This window comes from Lutibacter sp. HS1-25 (assembly GCF_004121075.1).
Classification (GTDB): Bacteria; Bacteroidota; Bacteroidia; order Flavobacteriales; family Flavobacteriaceae; genus Lutibacter.
This window is the reverse complement of record NZ_RHLN01000033.1, coordinates 1-15754: the sequence shown is the minus strand read 5'-3', so window position 1 is coordinate 15754 and position 15754 is coordinate 1. Positions and strand designations below refer to the sequence as shown.

19 protein-coding genes and 1 riboswitch are annotated in these 15754 nt (G+C 29.4%); of the genes, 11 read left to right on the top strand and 8 right to left on the bottom strand.

The annotated features are described in order from the left end of the window. Positions 1 to 178: 178 nt before the first annotated feature. From EC396_RS10835 to EC396_RS10825, 3 genes are all read right to left on the bottom strand, one after another. Positions 179 to 568 carry a helix-turn-helix domain-containing protein gene (locus EC396_RS10835; protein ID WP_129366715.1) on the bottom strand — a complete coding sequence of 130 codons (390 nt, stop codon included), beginning with the start codon at positions 566 to 568 and terminating at the stop codon, positions 179 to 181. A gap of 31 nt (positions 569 to 599) precedes the next feature. Continuing rightward, positions 600 to 1139: a type II CRISPR-associated endonuclease Cas1 gene (gene cas1, locus EC396_RS10830; RefSeq protein ID WP_129366714.1), complete on the bottom strand. Its 540-nt coding sequence runs from the start codon at positions 1137 to 1139 to the stop codon at positions 600 to 602. Between the two features lie 357 nt (positions 1140 to 1496). Next, positions 1497 to 2732, bottom strand: a complete 1236-nt coding sequence (locus EC396_RS10825) for an exo-beta-N-acetylmuramidase NamZ domain-containing protein (RefSeq protein WP_129366713.1) — start codon at positions 2730 to 2732, stop codon at positions 1497 to 1499. Between the two features lie 7 nt (positions 2733 to 2739). On the opposite strand from EC396_RS10825, the gene EC396_RS10820 reads away from it, so the two are divergent. Beyond that, the gene (locus tag EC396_RS10820; RefSeq protein WP_129366717.1) at positions 2740 to 3975 is read left to right on the top strand and encodes an ABC transporter permease; all 1236 of its coding nucleotides are present in this window, start codon (positions 2740 to 2742) and stop codon (positions 3973 to 3975) included. A gap of 353 nt (positions 3976 to 4328) precedes the next feature. Here EC396_RS10820 and EC396_RS10815 read toward each other — a convergent pair whose 3' ends face one another. Next, a complete protein-coding gene (locus tag EC396_RS10815) occupies positions 4329 to 5918 on the bottom strand; it encodes a peptide chain release factor 3 (RefSeq protein ID WP_129366712.1) in 1590 nt (529 codons plus the stop codon). A 334-nt stretch (positions 5919 to 6252) separates the two neighbouring features. On the opposite strand from EC396_RS10815, the gene idi reads away from it, so the two are divergent. From idi to EC396_RS10800, 3 genes are read left to right on the top strand one after another with little or no spacing between them, the layout of a single operon-like run. Next, positions 6253 to 6771 carry an isopentenyl-diphosphate Delta-isomerase gene (gene idi, locus EC396_RS10810; RefSeq protein WP_129366711.1) on the top strand — a complete coding sequence of 173 codons (519 nt, stop codon included), beginning with the start codon at positions 6253 to 6255 and terminating at the stop codon, positions 6769 to 6771. A gap of 10 nt (positions 6772 to 6781) precedes the next feature. Further along, on the top strand, positions 6782 to 7078 hold the full coding sequence (locus EC396_RS10805; RefSeq protein ID WP_129366710.1) for a hypothetical protein: 297 nt from the start codon (positions 6782 to 6784) through the stop codon (positions 7076 to 7078). Next, positions 7062 to 7472 carry a 6-carboxytetrahydropterin synthase gene (locus EC396_RS10800; protein WP_129366709.1) on the top strand — a complete coding sequence of 137 codons (411 nt, stop codon included), beginning with the start codon at positions 7062 to 7064 and terminating at the stop codon, positions 7470 to 7472. Before EC396_RS10805 ends, EC396_RS10800 begins: the two co-directional genes overlap by 17 nt. Here the strand turns inward: EC396_RS10800 and EC396_RS10795 are convergent, their stop codons facing one another. Both EC396_RS10795 and tsaA read right to left on the bottom strand, forming a co-directional pair. Then, positions 7473 to 8066, bottom strand: coding sequence for a hypothetical protein (locus tag EC396_RS10795; RefSeq protein WP_129366708.1), 594 nt, complete (start codon positions 8064 to 8066; stop codon positions 7473 to 7475). It lies immediately after the preceding gene. Positions 8067 to 8141: 75 nt separating this feature from the next. Further along, positions 8142 to 8669 (bottom strand): tRNA (N6-threonylcarbamoyladenosine(37)-N6)-methyltransferase TrmO, encoded by a 528-nt coding sequence (gene tsaA / locus EC396_RS10790; RefSeq protein WP_240665690.1) that lies wholly within the window; start codon positions 8667 to 8669, stop codon positions 8142 to 8144. Between the two features lie 46 nt (positions 8670 to 8715). Here tsaA and EC396_RS10785 point away from each other — a divergent pair, with 46 nt between their 5' ends. The 3 genes from EC396_RS10785 to nrdD all read left to right on the top strand — a co-directional run bounded on the left by EC396_RS10785 (position 8716) and on the right by nrdD (position 11870). Next, entirely contained in the window at positions 8716 to 9171 is a 456-nt protein-coding gene (locus EC396_RS10785) for a peroxiredoxin (protein WP_129366707.1), read from the top strand. A 66-nt stretch (positions 9172 to 9237) separates the two neighbouring features. Then, a riboswitch (cobalamin riboswitch) is annotated at positions 9238 to 9442 on the top strand. 115 nt (positions 9443 to 9557) lie between these two features. After that, entirely contained in the window at positions 9558 to 10007 is a 450-nt protein-coding gene (gene nrdG, locus EC396_RS10780) for an anaerobic ribonucleoside-triphosphate reductase activating protein (RefSeq protein ID WP_129366706.1), read from the top strand. A gap of 3 nt (positions 10008 to 10010) precedes the next feature. Beyond that, entirely contained in the window at positions 10011 to 11870 is a 1860-nt protein-coding gene (nrdD, locus tag EC396_RS10775) for an anaerobic ribonucleoside-triphosphate reductase (RefSeq protein ID WP_129366705.1), read from the top strand. A 258-nt stretch (positions 11871 to 12128) separates the two neighbouring features. Here nrdD and EC396_RS10770 read toward each other — a convergent pair whose 3' ends face one another. After that, positions 12129 to 12488, bottom strand: coding sequence for a hypothetical protein (locus EC396_RS10770; protein ID WP_129366704.1), 360 nt, complete (start codon positions 12486 to 12488; stop codon positions 12129 to 12131). A 548-nt stretch (positions 12489 to 13036) separates the two neighbouring features. Here EC396_RS10770 and EC396_RS10765 point away from each other — a divergent pair. Together EC396_RS10765 and EC396_RS10760 are read left to right on the top strand one after the other, a co-directional pair. Beyond that, positions 13037 to 13303, top strand: coding sequence for a hypothetical protein (locus EC396_RS10765; RefSeq protein WP_129366703.1), 267 nt, complete (start codon positions 13037 to 13039; stop codon positions 13301 to 13303). A gap of 100 nt (positions 13304 to 13403) precedes the next feature. Beyond that, positions 13404 to 13616 carry a hypothetical protein gene (locus EC396_RS10760; RefSeq protein WP_129366702.1) on the top strand — a complete coding sequence of 71 codons (213 nt, stop codon included), beginning with the start codon at positions 13404 to 13406 and terminating at the stop codon, positions 13614 to 13616. Here the strand turns inward: EC396_RS10760 and EC396_RS10755 are convergent. Next, a complete protein-coding gene (locus tag EC396_RS10755; RefSeq protein WP_129366701.1) occupies positions 13613 to 14560 on the bottom strand; it encodes a hydrogen peroxide-inducible genes activator in 948 nt (315 codons plus the stop codon). The genes EC396_RS10760 and EC396_RS10755 overlap by 4 nt on opposite strands. 125 nt (positions 14561 to 14685) lie before the next feature. On the opposite strand from EC396_RS10755, the gene EC396_RS10750 reads away from it, so the two are divergent. Together EC396_RS10750 and EC396_RS10745 are read left to right on the top strand one after the other, a co-directional pair. After that, positions 14686 to 15156: a Dps family protein gene (locus EC396_RS10750; RefSeq protein WP_129366700.1), complete on the top strand. Its 471-nt coding sequence runs from the start codon at positions 14686 to 14688 to the stop codon at positions 15154 to 15156. Positions 15157 to 15268: 112 nt separating this feature from the next. Beyond that, positions 15269 to 15754, top strand: a 486-nt coding sequence (locus tag EC396_RS10745) for a transposase (protein WP_164975248.1), incomplete at its 3' end; no start/stop codon positions are given.

Genomic DNA, 15754 nt, shown 5'->3' with positions numbered 1-15754 from the left:
TTAAGGTTTTTCATTTGAGATTTAAGTGCAGAATGAAGCTTCAGCCCACCAGTTTGTTGACTGACTTTATTGCGATATTGTTTGACCAACAGAATTAATTGTTGTTCATTATTTTCTTTGATTTGTTGAGATTTTAAGCGCTTATAGAAGGCTTGTTTGCTAATCCCAAAACACTCGATTAACCATTTTCTTTTAAACGGTTTTGTTTCTTTTTTTGAATCTCGTCGGCTAATGTTTTGGGCAATGACTTTTTTGCTAAATCCACACCAGTAATAAGTTCCATATCCGCAATTATGTCTTGCTGGAAGTCTTTTACAAACTCCAATTCTTCAATTCTTTGCTTTAATTTTTTGATTTCGTCTTTTTTGCTCATTCCTAATTTCTTTTGCTCTAAAGTACTATATTTTTTTAACCAATAGTCAATAGAAGATCTTGAAATATTGTATTTTTTAGCAGCATAATTAATTGAAATACGACCATTTTGAATTTGGTCAATAACGAGTAATTTTAAATCAAAACCCACTTTTTCATAGGATTTTTTTCGGCAGGGTACTTTTTGTTCTTTCATACTTTCGTTGTTTAAGTTGTCTAATTTTTAGTCAACCTATTTCAGGAAAGTACAAATTAGGATAATCACCATAACGCTCACGTTTAAAATTAAAATCAAAAATATTTTTCCAATAATAACTTGCAGCAACACCTTCCATATTACTGGTATCGCCACTCAATACTTTTGATTCAAAATGCTGAAGTACATTGTAAGGTTTTCCTAGTTTTTTTAAATGTTCAGCCTGATAGTTGATTTTTGTTTTTACCACTTGTTGCCATAATTGTTTTTTTAAAGGTTCTGTTGCTTTTATTTGTTGGCTAAATAATTCTTGTTGTATATAATGATTGTTTAAATTAAGTAACATACTACAAGGCATATGTTTAGCATCACAAAATATAACAGCTACATTGTTGTCTGATAGTTTTGTTAGTGTAGTAATTGAAATGTAAATTTCAGGATGTTCAATTACAACAAATCCTACATCTTCAATAGGTATGGTTGTTTCTCTGTTTTCGGTTTTTATAACTAGTTGTTCTAGTTGGGTAGTTATAGATGCTTTATTGCTAAAAAATAGGGTTCTTTTAATCATCGTTTTTTTTATTGAAAAGTTAATTTCAATAAAGCTAATTAAATTATTAAATGATTACAAAAACTGACTTCAATTATTTGATAAACAGCACTTTGTTTGGTAAGTTTGTTGTATGTGTTCAGAAAAAATAAAATAATACTATTAAATTTTGTCAACTATACGGTTAAGTTTTGTTTGTTATGCGCAAAGTTTTTGTCAACTAAACGGTTGATTGTTGTATTTATACTACAATAAATTAAAAAATAATGTACTATAAAATGTTAAAAATAGTAGTATAAATTATCAGATTTAGTAGTATATTTTGGAAGTGGTTTCTAATTTACTAACATTCAATTAATTATAAATGTACAAAAAATATTATTTATACAACAAATAATGACTTCTAATTTTTTTAAAATCTTCAATTTTTGGTTGCCACGAATCTTGAATTTCTTTAGCAGATTTACCTTCAATAAGTTGTTGTTGTAAAATTTCGTTACCTACGTGTATGGTAAAAGTACTTCCAAAAAAGGCTTCTGTTTTAGGTGTTTTGTTATATGCATCTAACAACCATTTAATTGATACGTTAGATAAGCGTTCTTCATTTTGTAAATTAACACCATAACAAATTTTTCCTTCGTGTTTTGGATATTTTGAACCAAAATTTGGTTGTGGGGTATAGCTAAAATCACTTTTTGGAAAAAAAGGTGCGCCATATTGCTGAAATTGATTTTCGGTACCACGACCTGCGTTTATAATTGTTCCTTCAAAAAAACCAAGGCTTGGATATAAATTAATGGCTTTGTCGTTTGGTAAATTTGGTGAAGGTCTAATTGGTAAATGATAAAAACTTTGATGTGTGTAATTTTTTAATGGAATTACAGTTAACTTACATTTTACCTTATTTTTAAGCCAACCTTCGCCGTTAATCATTTGTGCATATTCGCCAATGGTCATTCCGTAAACCAGCGGAACTTCGTGCATACCAACAAAACTTTGGTGCTGTTTTTCTAAAGTTGGCCCATCAATATAATGTCCGTTTGGATTGGGTCTATCCATAACCATCACCTCAATTCCAAGTTCTGCACAAGCTTCCATAACATAATGTAACGTTGAAATATAGGTGTAAAAACGCACACCAACATCTTGAATATCAAATACTACCAAGTCAATTTTTTCTAATTGAGCTGCAGTTGGTTTTTTGTTTTTACCATATAACGATACAATAGGCAAACCTGTTTTTTTGTCAATGCCATTTTCAATAGCTTCACTTGCATCGGCTTCACCTCTAAAACCATGTTCTGGAGAAAAAACTTTTTTCACGTTTATATTTAACTTTAGTAAGCTGTCTATTAAATGTGTATAATTGTTGTCTTTAGATTTAAAAATAACAGAGGTTTGATTGGCAACTACTGCAATGTTTTTATTTTTTAGCAAGTTTACATATAACTGAGTTTGATGGGCTCCAGTTTCTATTTTTTCTGAAGTATTTTTTGAAACCGGCGCATTGTTGGTTGCTATATTTTGTTGTTTGTTTTGGCCACATGAAATGAAGCTAAAAAACAATGTAAAAACCAATAAGAAATATGTATTTTTGAAACGTTTAGAAATCATTATAAATTTGAATTACGAATTATTTATTGCAAAGCGTATCATCGCTTCAAAACAGTATAAAAGTAGTATATCGTCGCCAATAATAAAAATTGCAATTATTGCTATTTCATTGGGGATTGTTATTATGATGATTGCTATTTCAACAGGAATTGGATTGCAGCAAAAAATTAGAGAAAAATTAGCTGGTTTTAGCGGTCATATACAAATTACAAATTTTGACAGTAATAATTCGGAAATTACGTTAGAGCCTGTTTCTAAAAACCAAGATTTTTATCCCGATTTTAAAAACGTAAGCAACATTAATAATGTACAGGTTTTTGCAACAAAAGCTGGGATTATTAGAACTGAAACCGATTTTGAAGGTATTATTTTTAAAGGTGTTGATGGGGATTATGATTGGACTTTTTTTAAAGATTATTTGGTTGAAGGTAGTTTGCCAAATTTTTCTGATGAAATTTCTAATGATGTTTTAATTTCAAGAGAAATTTCGAACCGATTGCATATTAATTTGGGTGATGAATTTAATATTTTATTTGTAAAGGAAGATCCATCAAAAGCACCTTGGGTTCGTGTTGTTAAAGCGGTTGGAATTTACAATTCTGGTTTTCAGGAGTTTGATGAGAGTTTTGTGATTGCAGATATTAGACATATTCAGAAAATGAATAAATGGAGCGATGATGAGGTTGGAGGTTTTGAAGTGTTAATTGGTAATTTTGATGAAATTGAGACAAAAAGTAAAGAGGTTTATGCTCAAACAAGTATTACTTTAAATAGCCAAAGTGTTGTTGAAAAATATCCAAGTATTTTTGAATGGATTGGTCTTTTTGATACCAATATTTATTTAATTATTGCCATTATGATATTGGTTGCAGGTATCAATATGATTACTGCTTTGTTGGTACTTATTTTAGAACGGACTCAAATGGTTGGTATTTTAAAAGCCTTAGGAAGCAACAATACAAGTATTAGAAAAGTATTTTTATACAATGCTGGTTACTTAATTTTACGCGGTTTGTTTTGGGGAAATATAATAGGTTTGGCTATTTTATTAACTCAAAAATATACGGGTATTATTACGCTTGATTCTGAAACTTATTATGTAAGCGAAGTGCCAATTTATATAAATATCAGTTATATTTTACTGTTAAATATTGGCACTTTGGTGTTGTGTTTATTAATGTTAATTGTACCTTCAGTAATTGTGTCAAAAATAAATCCAGCCAAATCTATTAAGTTTGAATAAAGCGATTTAATATTTACAATTTTAGAGTATAGAACAAAGAAAATAGAAAATAGCATTCGTGTAGAAGTTCCAAATTATAAATTCCAAATTCCAAATTACAAATTACAAATTACAAATTACAAATTACAAATTACAAATTATAAATTACAAATTACAAATTACAAATTCCAAATTCCAAATTCCAAGTTCCAAACTTTAAACTTTAAACGCCAAACTTTTAATTAAAAGCAACTTTAAGATTTTAGAATATAGAACAAAGAATATAGAAAATAGCATTCGTTTAGAAGTTCCAAATTATAAATTCCAAATTCCAAATTCCAAACTTTAAACTCCAAACTTTAAACTCCAAACTTTTAATTAAACTCACTTGTAAAATGCAACTTTACAGTTGGATATTTGCTTTGAGTCATTTGAATTGTAAATGCAGAATCGGCTAAAAACACCAATTGACCTTGTTTGTCGGTTGCTAAAAACTTTTGTTTTACACGTTTAAATTCTTTGAATTCCTGATTTTTAGGATCTTGTGGTTGTACCCAACAAGCTTTGTGAACAGGTAAATTTTCGTAACTACATTTTGCACCATATTCGTGTTCTAAACGGTATTGTATTACTTCATATTGTAATGCTCCAACAGTTCCAACTACTTTTCTTCCGTTTAAATCAAGTGTAAATAACTGCGCAACTCCTTCGTCCATTAACTGATCTAATCCTTTATACAATTGTTTAGATTTTAACGGATCGGCATTGTTAACATAACGGAAATGTTCTGGAGAAAAACTCGGAATTCCTTTAAAATTCAATATTTCACCTTCAGTTAAGGTATCACCAATTTTAAAATTTCCACTATCCTGAATACCTACAATATCTCCAGGAAAAGACTCGTCTACAATTTCTTTCTTTTCGGCAAAAAAGGCATTAGGACTAGAGAATTTCATTTTTTTACCCAATCTAACGTGTAAATAAGGTGCATTTCGTTTAAAAGTTCCCGAAACTACTTTTATAAAAGCCAATCTGTTTCTGTGATTTGGATCCATATTGGCGTGAATTTTAAATACAAAACCACTTAAAGTTTCTTCTTTAGAATCTACCAAACGTTCTTCAGATTTTTTTGGTTGCGGAGAAGGAGCAATTTCAATAAAGCAATCTAACAATTCTTTTACACCAAAGTTATTTAATGCAGAGCCAAAAAATACAGGCTGAATTTCACCACTTAAATAAGCTTCTTTGTTAAAAGGTTGGTAAATTTCTTCAACCAATTCAAGTTCTTCGCGCAAAGTGTTGGCTGCTTTTTTACCAACAATTTTATCAAGTTCTGGAGTAGTTATATCATTAAATTCAACTCCGGTAGAAACCGTTTGTTTTTGATCTCCAGAAAATAAATTCAGTTTCTTTTCGTAAATATTGTAAATACCTTTAAAATCGTAACCCATACCAATAGGAAAACTTAAAGGCACAGTTGTTAAACCTAATTTTTGTTCAACTTCATCTAATAAATCAAAGGCATCTTTACCTTCACGATCCATTTTATTGATAAAAACAATCATTGGAATTTTACGCATTCTACAAACTTCAACCAGTTTTTCAGTTTGTTCCTCAACACCTTTTGCAACGTCAATTACCACTATAACACTGTCTACAGCGGTTAAAGTTCTAAAAGTATCTTCGGCAAAATCTTTGTGACCAGGTGTGTCTAAAATATTGATTTTTTTGTTTTTATAGTTAAAAGCCAATACAGATGTAGCTACCGAAATACCACGTTGACGCTCAATTTCCATAAAATCGGAAGTTGCACCTTTTTTAATCTTATTGTTTTTTACTGCTCCAGCTTCCTGAATGGCACCACCAAAAAGTAATAATTTTTCTGTTAAAGTAGTTTTACCAGCATCGGGATGCGAAATAATTCCAAAAGTACGTCTGCGTTGTATTTCTTTTAAAAAACTCATGTGTCAAATTTTGAGGTGCAAATATAGGTTATAAAGTTGGGAAATTAAATAGTTGTAATGTTCTTTCGGTTTTCAATTTTAATTCTTGCTAAAAATGCGTTAGTGATTGCAGCGGCATCCTTTTTTACAATGTAACAAAGTGAAATTGTAAAAAAGATATAGCGGAAAGCACGACCGATAGGGAACGCCCTAATTTGAAATTAAAAGTTTAAAAAGAATGTTTGTCTTAAAGTTGTATTTTTTACTGTAATACGCGATTTAAATATTTAAAGCCAGTTAAATGTTTTAATTTTTGAATAATCTTTTTGTAGATTTGTGGCTATTCAAAAAAAAAATGAGAGAAGAACAGGTTATATTGGTAAACGAAAATGATGAGCAAATTGGTTTGATGCCTAAAATGGAAGCGCATGAAAAGGCTGTTTTGCACAGGGCATTTTCGGTATTTGTTTTTAATGATAAAAACCAGTTAATGTTACAACAACGTGCTGCTAATAAATACCATTCGCCTTTGTTATGGACCAATACTTGTTGCAGTCATCAACGCAATGGCGAAACCAATATTGAAGCGGGTAAGCGACGTTTGCAAGAAGAAATGGGTTTTGTTTGTGAGTTGGAAGAAAAGACTTGGTTTATTTACAAAGCACCTTTTGACAATGGTTTAACTGAGCATGAACTGGATCATATTATGGTTGGGTTTTACAATGAAGACCCTATTATAAATAGAGATGAGGTTGAAAGTTTTAAATATATGACTGTTGAAGAGGTTAAAGAGGATATGGATAAAAATCCTACAATTTATACAGCATGGTTTAAAATTATTTTTGAAAAATTTTACGATTTTATAAAACAATAAAAAATAGACAATGAAATTAAGCGAATTAAAATTTATTGAGAGTTGGTCAAAAACACGTGAAAATGGAAGATTGCGATTTGCACTTAGATCTGGAATTACCTGGAGTATAATTACAGCATTTTTAACCAAGGTTTTTGAATTGAGTAAATATTCTTTTTCGGAAGTTTATTTTAATCAAAAATTTTATATCTATTTGGCGTATTTTATTATTATTGGTGGTATGATTTTTTGGAAATTTATTTGGGAGTTGAATGAAAAAAAATACCAAAAATTGCTAAAGAAAAAACAAGATGAAGGTAACAGTTAATAGAAAAGCCTATTTTAATGCTGCCCACAGATTGTACAATATTAATTGGACAGATGCTCAAAATACCGCGGTTTTTGGCAAATGTGCAAATCCTAATTACCACGGGCACAATTATGAATTGATTGTGGCTGTGAAGGGAGAGGTTGATCCAGATACTGGTTTTGTTATGGATATGAAAGTTTTAAAGCAATTGATTGAAGTTGAGATTGAAGAAAAACTGGATCATAAAAATTTAAACGTCGAAGTTTTTGAGTTTAAAGAATTAAACCCAACAGCCGAAAATATTGCAGTTGTAATTTGGAATATTTTGAGAAGTAAAATTGACGAAAAATTAGAATTGACGGTTACACTTTATGAAACTCCACGAAATTTTGTGGTTTATGCTGGAAATTGATTATTTTTCTTTTTTATTTTTATTTAATTCGTCTTGTAACTGTCGTCTAACTTTTTGTTCTCGTTCTAAAGCTGTTTTACGGTGGGTTTCAAATTCAGCTTCTAACTCTTTTAAATTTTCAGTAGCTGCCTGCGTTATGGTATTACTTGCTTTAAATTTATAGATAAAAAAGGCTAGTAAAATGGCAAGTATGGCAATAATTGAGAGCATGATGGTTTTAAACAGGTTGTTTTGAAAACGCAAACCTAAAAACCCAATGCTACTACTTTCTTTATTTAAAGTTATAATTGTTTCTTCAGCAGTGTTTAAAGACGTTTGTAAACTATCAACAGTAATTTTTTGAGAATTGATCATTGAATTTACTTCTAATAATTTTTTTCTAGATGCTGCAATTGAATCGGTTACATTAGATTTTAATTTGTAAATGTCACTGGTTTTAACAACTCTAAAATCTTGATATTTATTAGCGTTTTGTATTAAATTTTCAAATTGATTGCTTATAGAACTTGTGTCTTTTAACTTTGTAATGGTTTGACCAAAAGTTATTGAAACTGTAAATAATAATGTAAATAGTATAAATTTTTGATTTTTCATTAGTATATATGAGGGGATTATTAACATCTAGGTATTTAACGAAGGTTGTTAAGGGTTATTGTATAGTTATTTAGTTTATGCAAATCGTTCATCAGATTTAAAGTTTTCCTTATCAAGGTTTGTTTTTTTTGCCAGCCATCCTTTTTTAGTGTTAAATCTGTTGTCAAAATCTTCAAAAAATGGTTTAATATCTAATAAAGGCGAATCGTTTATCATATCCACGTCTAAAATATGAATTTTATTTTCATTTATAGATTCAATTTCAACAATTGAAATACCTAGTTTATTAGGTCTTTTTGGAGATCGAGTTGCAAATACTCCTTTAGACGTTGTATCCATAAACGGAATTACTTCAAGTTGAGGTTCGGTTATTAAATGTAATTGGTAAATTAAAATGATATGAGAAAATTCTTCAAGATTTTTTAAACCATTTACATATGTTTTATTTAAAACAATTGTGCCTTTTACTTTTTTTGCTCCTGTTGGTTGAATGGGCATATTACTGGGTGATAACCAAGGTGTTTTAATGGTGCCAATAATAGCTAGATTTATGCTGTCTTTACTCATAAAAATGTGATAAAGCGCTAATTTACATATTTTCATAATTTTAAACGATATTTGTTAAAATATAAATGATTAAAATTGAGTTATGAAAAAAATAGAGGTTGGAGATTTGCTTCCATCATTTAGTCTTAAAGATCAAAATAACAAAACCGTAAATAGTTTGGATTTTATAGGAAAACCAATGGTTATTTATTTTTATCCAAAAGACGATACGCCTGGTTGCACTAAAGAAGCCTGTAAATTTAGAGACGATTTTGAAAGTTTTACAGATTTAGGTACTGTAGTAATTGGTATAAGTGCAGACAGTGTTGCATCTCACAAAAACTTTGAACAAAAATACAATTTACCTTTTTTATTACTGGCTGATACAAAAAATGAAGTCAGAAATTTATTTGGAGTACCTAAAAATTTATTCTTTATACCTGGTAGGGTTACTTATGTGATTGATAAAAATGGTATTGTTAAATATATATTTAATAGTCAGTTAAGTGCAGAAAAACACATTGAAAATGCACTTCAAAAGTTAAAATCTTTATTGTAAAAAAGGGTAGTTCATAACTGGTTGATAACTATTTTGTTTTGTAGTATTGTTAAATAATATTCTTTATAAATTTGAAATGAATTTGGTTCTTAAACAAACAAAGCGTTGTTAGGATTAAAAGGGAATTAGGTGAAAAACCTAGACTGTTCCCGCAGCTGTAAGCTTTAAAATAGTGTTTTACAATCTTTTGCCACTGTCAGTCAGTTAATTGTGATGGGAAGGCGTAAAATAAAAGTAAGTCAGAAGACCTGCCAAAATTCAATAATTGTTTTAAAACTTTCGGGAAAAAGGTTTTTAGTTATATCGGTTAGATGATACCTCATTTTATATTTTCTGTTTAAATTGAAAATGTGCAATGAAATAATCATTTTTAAAATTTATTTAAGATGAATTACTCTGATTTTAAAATTGCACTGCAAGAAGTGCCAGGCGAAATTAGTATTTGCTTTACCATTAATGGTTGTGAGTTACATTGTAAAGGATGTCATTCGCCTTATTTATGGAATAAAGATGTAGGTGAGGAGCTCACTTTAAAAAAATACACTTCAATTTTAAAAAAATACAAATCATTGGCTAGTTGCGTACTTTTTATGGGTGGCGAATGGTTTGAAAACGAGTTGGTAAGCTATTTTAAAATTGCAAAATCTCTAAACTACACCACTTGTTTGTATACTGGGCAAACGCAAATTTCAACAAAAATAAAAAATCAACTAACTTGGCTAAAAACAGGTCCTTGGGTTGAGACATTGGGCGGTTTAGATTCGCCTAACACCAATCAAGAATTTAAAGAATTGAAAACCAATAAAATATTAAATCACTTATTTCAAAAAAATTAAACTATGATACGATTGTCTGAAGAACAAATTGCACAAAAAATAGATTTTATTCAAAATTATATCAACTCTAACAATGCAGCAGATGGTTCGGCGGTAGATGCCAATGCCAATGTTACATCAAAAAATATAGCTACTATGGAAGCCGAGTTGAATAAAGATATCAATATTCAGGTAAATAGAAGGTTGGTGAAAAATAAAATTGAAACATTGTTTGGAGCCGAAACCGCCAATGAATATATCCGTCAGATTGAATGTCATGAAATATACATTCACGATGAAACTTCATTAAAACCCTATTGTGCATCAATAAGTATGTACCCGTTTTTGTTTGATGGCTTAACTAAATTGGGTGGTGAGAGCAAGGCGCCTAAACATTTAGAAAGTTTTTGTGGAGAATTTGTAAACTTGGTTTTTGCAGTAAGTTCGCAATTTGCTGGTGCTTTGGCAACCGTAGAATTTTTAATGTACTTTGATTATTTTGCCAGATTAGATTATGGAGCCGATTATTTAGATACAAACCATAAAATAGTTGCAAATCATTTGCAACATGCGGTTTATGCCATCAATCAACCTGCAGCGGCAAGAGGCTATCAATCTGTTTTTTGGAATATTTCATTGTACGACGAAGCTTACTTTAACAGTATGTTTGGCACTTTTGTGTTTCCAGATATGTCGAAACCAAGTTGGGAAAACTTAAAAAAAACACAACAGTTTTTTATGAAATGGTTTAACAACGAACGTAAAAAAGCAGTATTAACATTTCCAGTAGTAACAGCCGCAATGTTGGTAAAAGATGGAAAACCTACTGATACGGAATTTGCAAATATGTGTGCTGAAGAGTTAAGTGAAGGTAATTCGTTTTTTATTTACCAGTCTGAAAATGCCGACAGTTTGGCTTCGTGTTGTAGGCTTAGAAATGAAATTAGTGATCATACATTTAGTTATTCATTGGGTGCAGGAGGCGTGGCAACAGGCTCAATAAATGTAATTACCTTAAATATGAATAGGCTTATTCAGCAAAAAAAGGATTTAAAAGTTGAAATTGAAAAAATTCATAAATATCAGGTTGCTTACCGTAAACTAATTGAAGAATATAAAATGGCAGGAATGCTACCTGTATATCAGGCAGGATTTATTTCGTTAGACAAACAATTTTTAACCATAGGTATCAATGGGATGGTTGAAGCTGCTGAAAGTTTGGGTTTAAAAGCTCAAAATACCATTGCATATAAAAGTTTTGTTCAGGAAAATTTGAAAATTATTTTTGATGCCAATAAAGAGGCTAAGAAAAAATACGGTTATATGTTTAATACCGAGTTTGTGCCTGCTGAAAATTTGGGTGTAAAAAATGCAAAATGGGATAGGGAAGATGGTTTGTTTGTGCCAAGAGATTGTTATAACTCTTATTTTTATGCTGTTGAAGATGATACTATAAATACGTTGGATAAAATAATGTTACACGGCGAAGAAACCATTCGGTTTTTAGATGGCGGTTCTGCATTGCATTTAAATTTAGAGGAAGCACCAACAAAAGAAGGTTTTTTAAAACTTATAAATGCTGCAGCAGTTGCTGGTTGTAATTATTTTTGTTTCAATATTAAAATTACAATTTGTAACAAATGCAACCATATAGACAAAAAAACATTGTTGTCTTGTAGTAGTTGCGGCAGTACAGATATTGATTACGGAACGCGTGTTATTGGTTATTTAAAACGAATTTCTAGTTTTAGTTCTCACCGTCAAAAAGAACAGAATTTAAGATTTTATCACTTAACAAATGCTGTTCATAAAAACAATTCGATTTCAGAAAAAAGAAAAGAAATATTGAACAATCTTTCAAAAGTTGAAACTGTTTTAGAATAAGATAAAAATAAAAAAAGCTTTCTAAAAAGTTCTAAAATTTTTACATCTAAATTAATATCAAAATCTTTTCAAGATGATTGATATACAACTTAAGAACAAGAATCAATCCTGCTTGCCAGTTAGCTAGGTTAGGGTTGATAAAAATTTAACTTTTTAAAAAGCTTTCAATGCAATTTATATATCCCTTTGGGAGTGATCTATTAAAAATGTCAGTTCGAAGCTTCAAACAAAATTAATTACTCCCAAGGGATGAATATATTAGGATGCTTTTTGGATGTTATTTTTAAACTGAAATTTAAATGTAGCCTTGCAAATTAAATCATTTGTATGCTCTTTTTTGACAGTTAAAGACAATTGCAATTCAGAATTGTTGAATTTTTTGATTTGAGATTCCATAAATAAGGTATCATCTAAAAAGGCATTTTTTAAAATTTCAAGTTGATACAATTTTGCCGGAGTTTCAATAATCTCAGTATTGTTAGTAACTATTTTTGAAGCAAATTTTTGCATTTCAGCGTATAATATTGAAGGTAACAATGCATTGTGATTGTTAATATCATTTTTAGTTACTGTGAAGTGTGTTTTAGGATTTTCTGGCGTGTAAATTAAAGTTTTCATACTGTTTTTTTTTAAAAGTTTTTATCTGGGTATTTCTCTTTTGATATTTAATAAATTATTGGCTAAAATTAGATTAATTGAAGCCTTGACCTGTTGCGAAATAGTTAATTGTTTCATGATTATTTAGTTTAAATATTAATAAATTGTAAAAAAAAAGGTGCTTTTTGTAAAAAGCACCTTTCTTATATTTTTAAATAATTTGTTTTTATTTCTTGAAATAATTGAAAGTGCTTTTTTGTACGTAAATCTGTTGTTGCTTAAAATTACGTGATATATACATAGCGCATACCGATTGCATTGCTGCAATGACAGTATTTAAAATTGTGCTATATAAATTGGTCGCTTTCATAATACTTCAAAAGTAAGAATATTTTTTAAAATCAAGCATTTATTTTGAATAATTTATACTTTTTTTATTTCTGTTAAATATTTAACATTTAAAACAAAAAAAGGATGCGTTTTTTACATTCGTTTAAGGTGTGAAATTAAATTAGAATTCATTTATCAAATTCTTGTACCTTTGTACATATTTTTAAAATTAAAAAATTATGGCAAGTATTAAAAACTTAAAAAAAGATATTAATTATATTTTAGGTGATGTTATTGAAGAGTGTTATACTTGGGAGCTATTTAATCCTAAGGCAGACAAAAAAGAATCTGAAGCAATTATAAATGATGCAATAGACGCGTTTGATTCTTTAATTGAAATGGTTAATTCAAAAAAAGTTGAGAATAAAAAGCAACATTTTAAAAATGTTCAAAATTCATTGGTAGTTACAGCTAGTGAATTGTTAGAAAGAGTTAATAAACTTTAACGTTTTTTAAGTTGAAATTTATTTATTTTTTAAGTAATTTTAAGCAATGAAAAAATGAAAGAAATTTAATTTTATAGATCAACTTAACCCCCTAAAGTATATGGCAAGAGCAATGTTTGAGTATACAAAAGCAATCCTTGAAAAAGTAAGCTTTAATACTGAATTGTTTAAAAAGGAATTAGAAAAAGCTGTAAACAGATTGTTACCTTTTGAAGTTAATGAATTATTTATGTGGCTTAAAGAATTTACCTATAATAAACCAGAATTATATGGTTGTATTGCAACTGTAAAATACGAAAAAAGGAGCTTTTAAGCTCCTTTTTGTTGTTGTAAAGGGCTGATAATCTTTACGTCATTAAATGCTATTACACCTCTAATTACACTATCAATCACACTTTTAAAAGTTTCTATTAAATGAAGTTTTAATTGAGATTTGTGATATATGATACTCACTTCACGTGCTGGTACTGGCTTGTTAAACTCTCTTAAATAAACACGATCTGTTTCGTTTAAATCTAAAGTTTGCATATAGGGTAATAAAGTCATACCTAAACCTTCTTTTGATAATTTTATAAGTGTATCAAAACTACCACTATGCAATTGAAAATGTTGTTTGCTTTTACCAAACGTGCTGCATAAATTTAAAATACTTTCTTTAAAGCAATGACCGTCTTCTAAAAGTAATATATCATCAATATTTAGGTTTTCAACGGCAAGTGTTTTATCTGTAAATAAACGGTGCTCACTTGGTACAAAACCAACAAAAGGTTCGTAGTATAAAACACGTTCTTTTATGTTTTCGTTTTCTAGTGGTGTTGCTGCAATTGCAACATCAATATGCCCATCACTTAATTTTTTTACAATTTCCTCAGTTGTTAGTTCTTCAATTTTTAGATTAACTTTTGGATATTTTTTTATAAACGTTTTTAAAAACAGCGGAAGTAGCGTTGGCATTATTGTTGGAATAATTCCTAATTTAAAATCACCACCTATATATCCTTTTTGCTGTTCAACAATATCGTTAATACGGTTACTTTCATCAACAATAATTTTTGCTTGTTCAATAATTTTAGCACCAATATCTGTAAGTTGAATGGGTTTTTTATTTCTATTAAAAATCTTTGTTTCTAATTCCTCTTCTAATTTTTGTATTTGCATACTTAAAGTAGGTTGAGTAACAAAACAATGTTCAGCAGCCACCGTAAAATTTTGAAATTCAGCAACGGCTAAAACATATTTTAATTGGGTAATCGTCATAAGTATAAATTTTAACGATAAAGATATTAAAACTATCAATTGTAATTATACTTTATTGCTAATAATTTTCAAGAAATTTGTATCAACAAAAAAAGGAAATAATCAGAATTTTAAAATACAAAAAAATGAACACAACAATTATAGGATTAGACAAAAAAGAAACCGAACTTTTAACATATAGTTTAAATAGTTTGTTAGCTAATTTTCAGGTTTATTACCAAAATCTTAGAGGTTTACACTGGAATATTAAAGGGAAATCATTTTTTGAACTGCATGTGAAATTTGAAGAATTTTATACTGATAGTCAGGAGAAAATTGATTTGATTGCTGAAAGAATTTTAACATTAGGAGGTAGTCCATTACATACTTTTGAAGATTATTCAGCATTGTCTAAAGTGCCAGTTGGTAAAAATATTTCAAATGATGTTGAAGGAGTTACACTGGTTGTAAATTCTTTATCAGAATTGTTAAAAATTGAACGCACCATTTTGGAGGCCTCTTCAAATGCAAATGATGAAGGAACCAACGCTATGATGAGTGATTTTATTGCAGCGCAAGAAAAATCAATTTGGATGTTGAATGCCTGGTTGCAATAAAATATTTTAAATTAATTAAAGAAGCCGTCTCATAACCTGAGGCGGTTTTTTTATTAAATGATTTGTATAAAAACCGGTCATTTTGTATCTTTAGGTGTTGATAATCAAAGATATGAATACAAATTTTCAATCCTATAATCAACAGCAAAATTGGCTTTTTCCACCTTCTATTGAAGAGCTTATTGCTGATGATCATCCTGTTCGAATAGTCAATGGAATAGTTGAGCAACTCGACTTAAGTTTGCTGGTAGAAGAATATAGTAAAGAAGGAAAACCAAGTTACCATCCAAAAATGATGCTCAAGGTAATGGTCTATGCCTATATGGATAATACCTATTCTAGCCGTAAGATAGAAAAGGCAATGCGAGAGAACATCAACTTTATGTGGCTTGCTGCGCAACAAGTTGCTGACCATAATACTATTGCACGTTTTCGCAGTAAAAAACTGAAGACTATTTTTAAAGACATTTTTAAACAAGTTGTTTTACTTTTAGCAGAAGAAGGACTTGTCACCCTCAAAGAAGTATTTACAGATGGTACAAAAATAGAGTCTATAGCAGGGAGATATACCTTTGTTTGGGGCAATTCCATCAAGACG

Coding starts and splice junctions, on each gene's coding strand:
- EC396_RS10800 (WP_129366709.1), top strand. CDS start 7,062: ATGAAGGTAACAGTTAATAGAAAAGCCTATTTTAATGCTGCCCACAGA.
- EC396_RS10805 (WP_129366710.1), top strand. CDS start 6,782: ATGAAATTAAGCGAATTAAAATTTATTGAGAGTTGGTCAAAAACACGT.
- tsaA (WP_240665690.1), bottom strand. CDS start 8,669: ATGAAAATATGTAAATTAGCGCTTTATCACATTTTTATGAGTAAAGAC.
- EC396_RS10750 (WP_129366700.1), top strand. CDS start 14,686: ATGAACACAACAATTATAGGATTAGACAAAAAAGAAACCGAACTTTTA.
- EC396_RS10765 (WP_129366703.1), top strand. CDS start 13,037: ATGGCAAGTATTAAAAACTTAAAAAAAGATATTAATTATATTTTAGGT.
- nrdG (WP_129366706.1), top strand. CDS start 9,558: ATGAATTACTCTGATTTTAAAATTGCACTGCAAGAAGTGCCAGGCGAA.
- EC396_RS10760 (WP_129366702.1), top strand. CDS start 13,404: ATGGCAAGAGCAATGTTTGAGTATACAAAAGCAATCCTTGAAAAAGTA.
- EC396_RS10795 (WP_129366708.1), bottom strand. CDS start 8,066: ATGAAAAATCAAAAATTTATACTATTTACATTATTATTTACAGTTTCA.
- nrdD (WP_129366705.1), top strand. CDS start 10,011: ATGATACGATTGTCTGAAGAACAAATTGCACAAAAAATAGATTTTATT.
- EC396_RS10755 (WP_129366701.1), bottom strand. CDS start 14,560: ATGACGATTACCCAATTAAAATATGTTTTAGCCGTTGCTGAATTTCAA.
- idi (WP_129366711.1), top strand. CDS start 6,253: ATGAGAGAAGAACAGGTTATATTGGTAAACGAAAATGATGAGCAAATT.
- EC396_RS10770 (WP_129366704.1), bottom strand. CDS start 12,488: ATGAAAACTTTAATTTACACGCCAGAAAATCCTAAAACACACTTCACA.
- EC396_RS10815 (WP_129366712.1), bottom strand. CDS start 5,918: ATGAGTTTTTTAAAAGAAATACAACGCAGACGTACTTTTGGAATTATT.
- EC396_RS10825 (WP_129366713.1), bottom strand. CDS start 2,732: ATGATTTCTAAACGTTTCAAAAATACATATTTCTTATTGGTTTTTACA.
- EC396_RS10835 (WP_129366715.1), bottom strand. CDS start 568: ATGAAAGAACAAAAAGTACCCTGCCGAAAAAAATCCTATGAAAAAGTG.
- EC396_RS10785 (WP_129366707.1), top strand. CDS start 8,716: ATGAAAAAAATAGAGGTTGGAGATTTGCTTCCATCATTTAGTCTTAAA.
- cas1 (WP_129366714.1), bottom strand. CDS start 1,139: ATGATTAAAAGAACCCTATTTTTTAGCAATAAAGCATCTATAACTACC.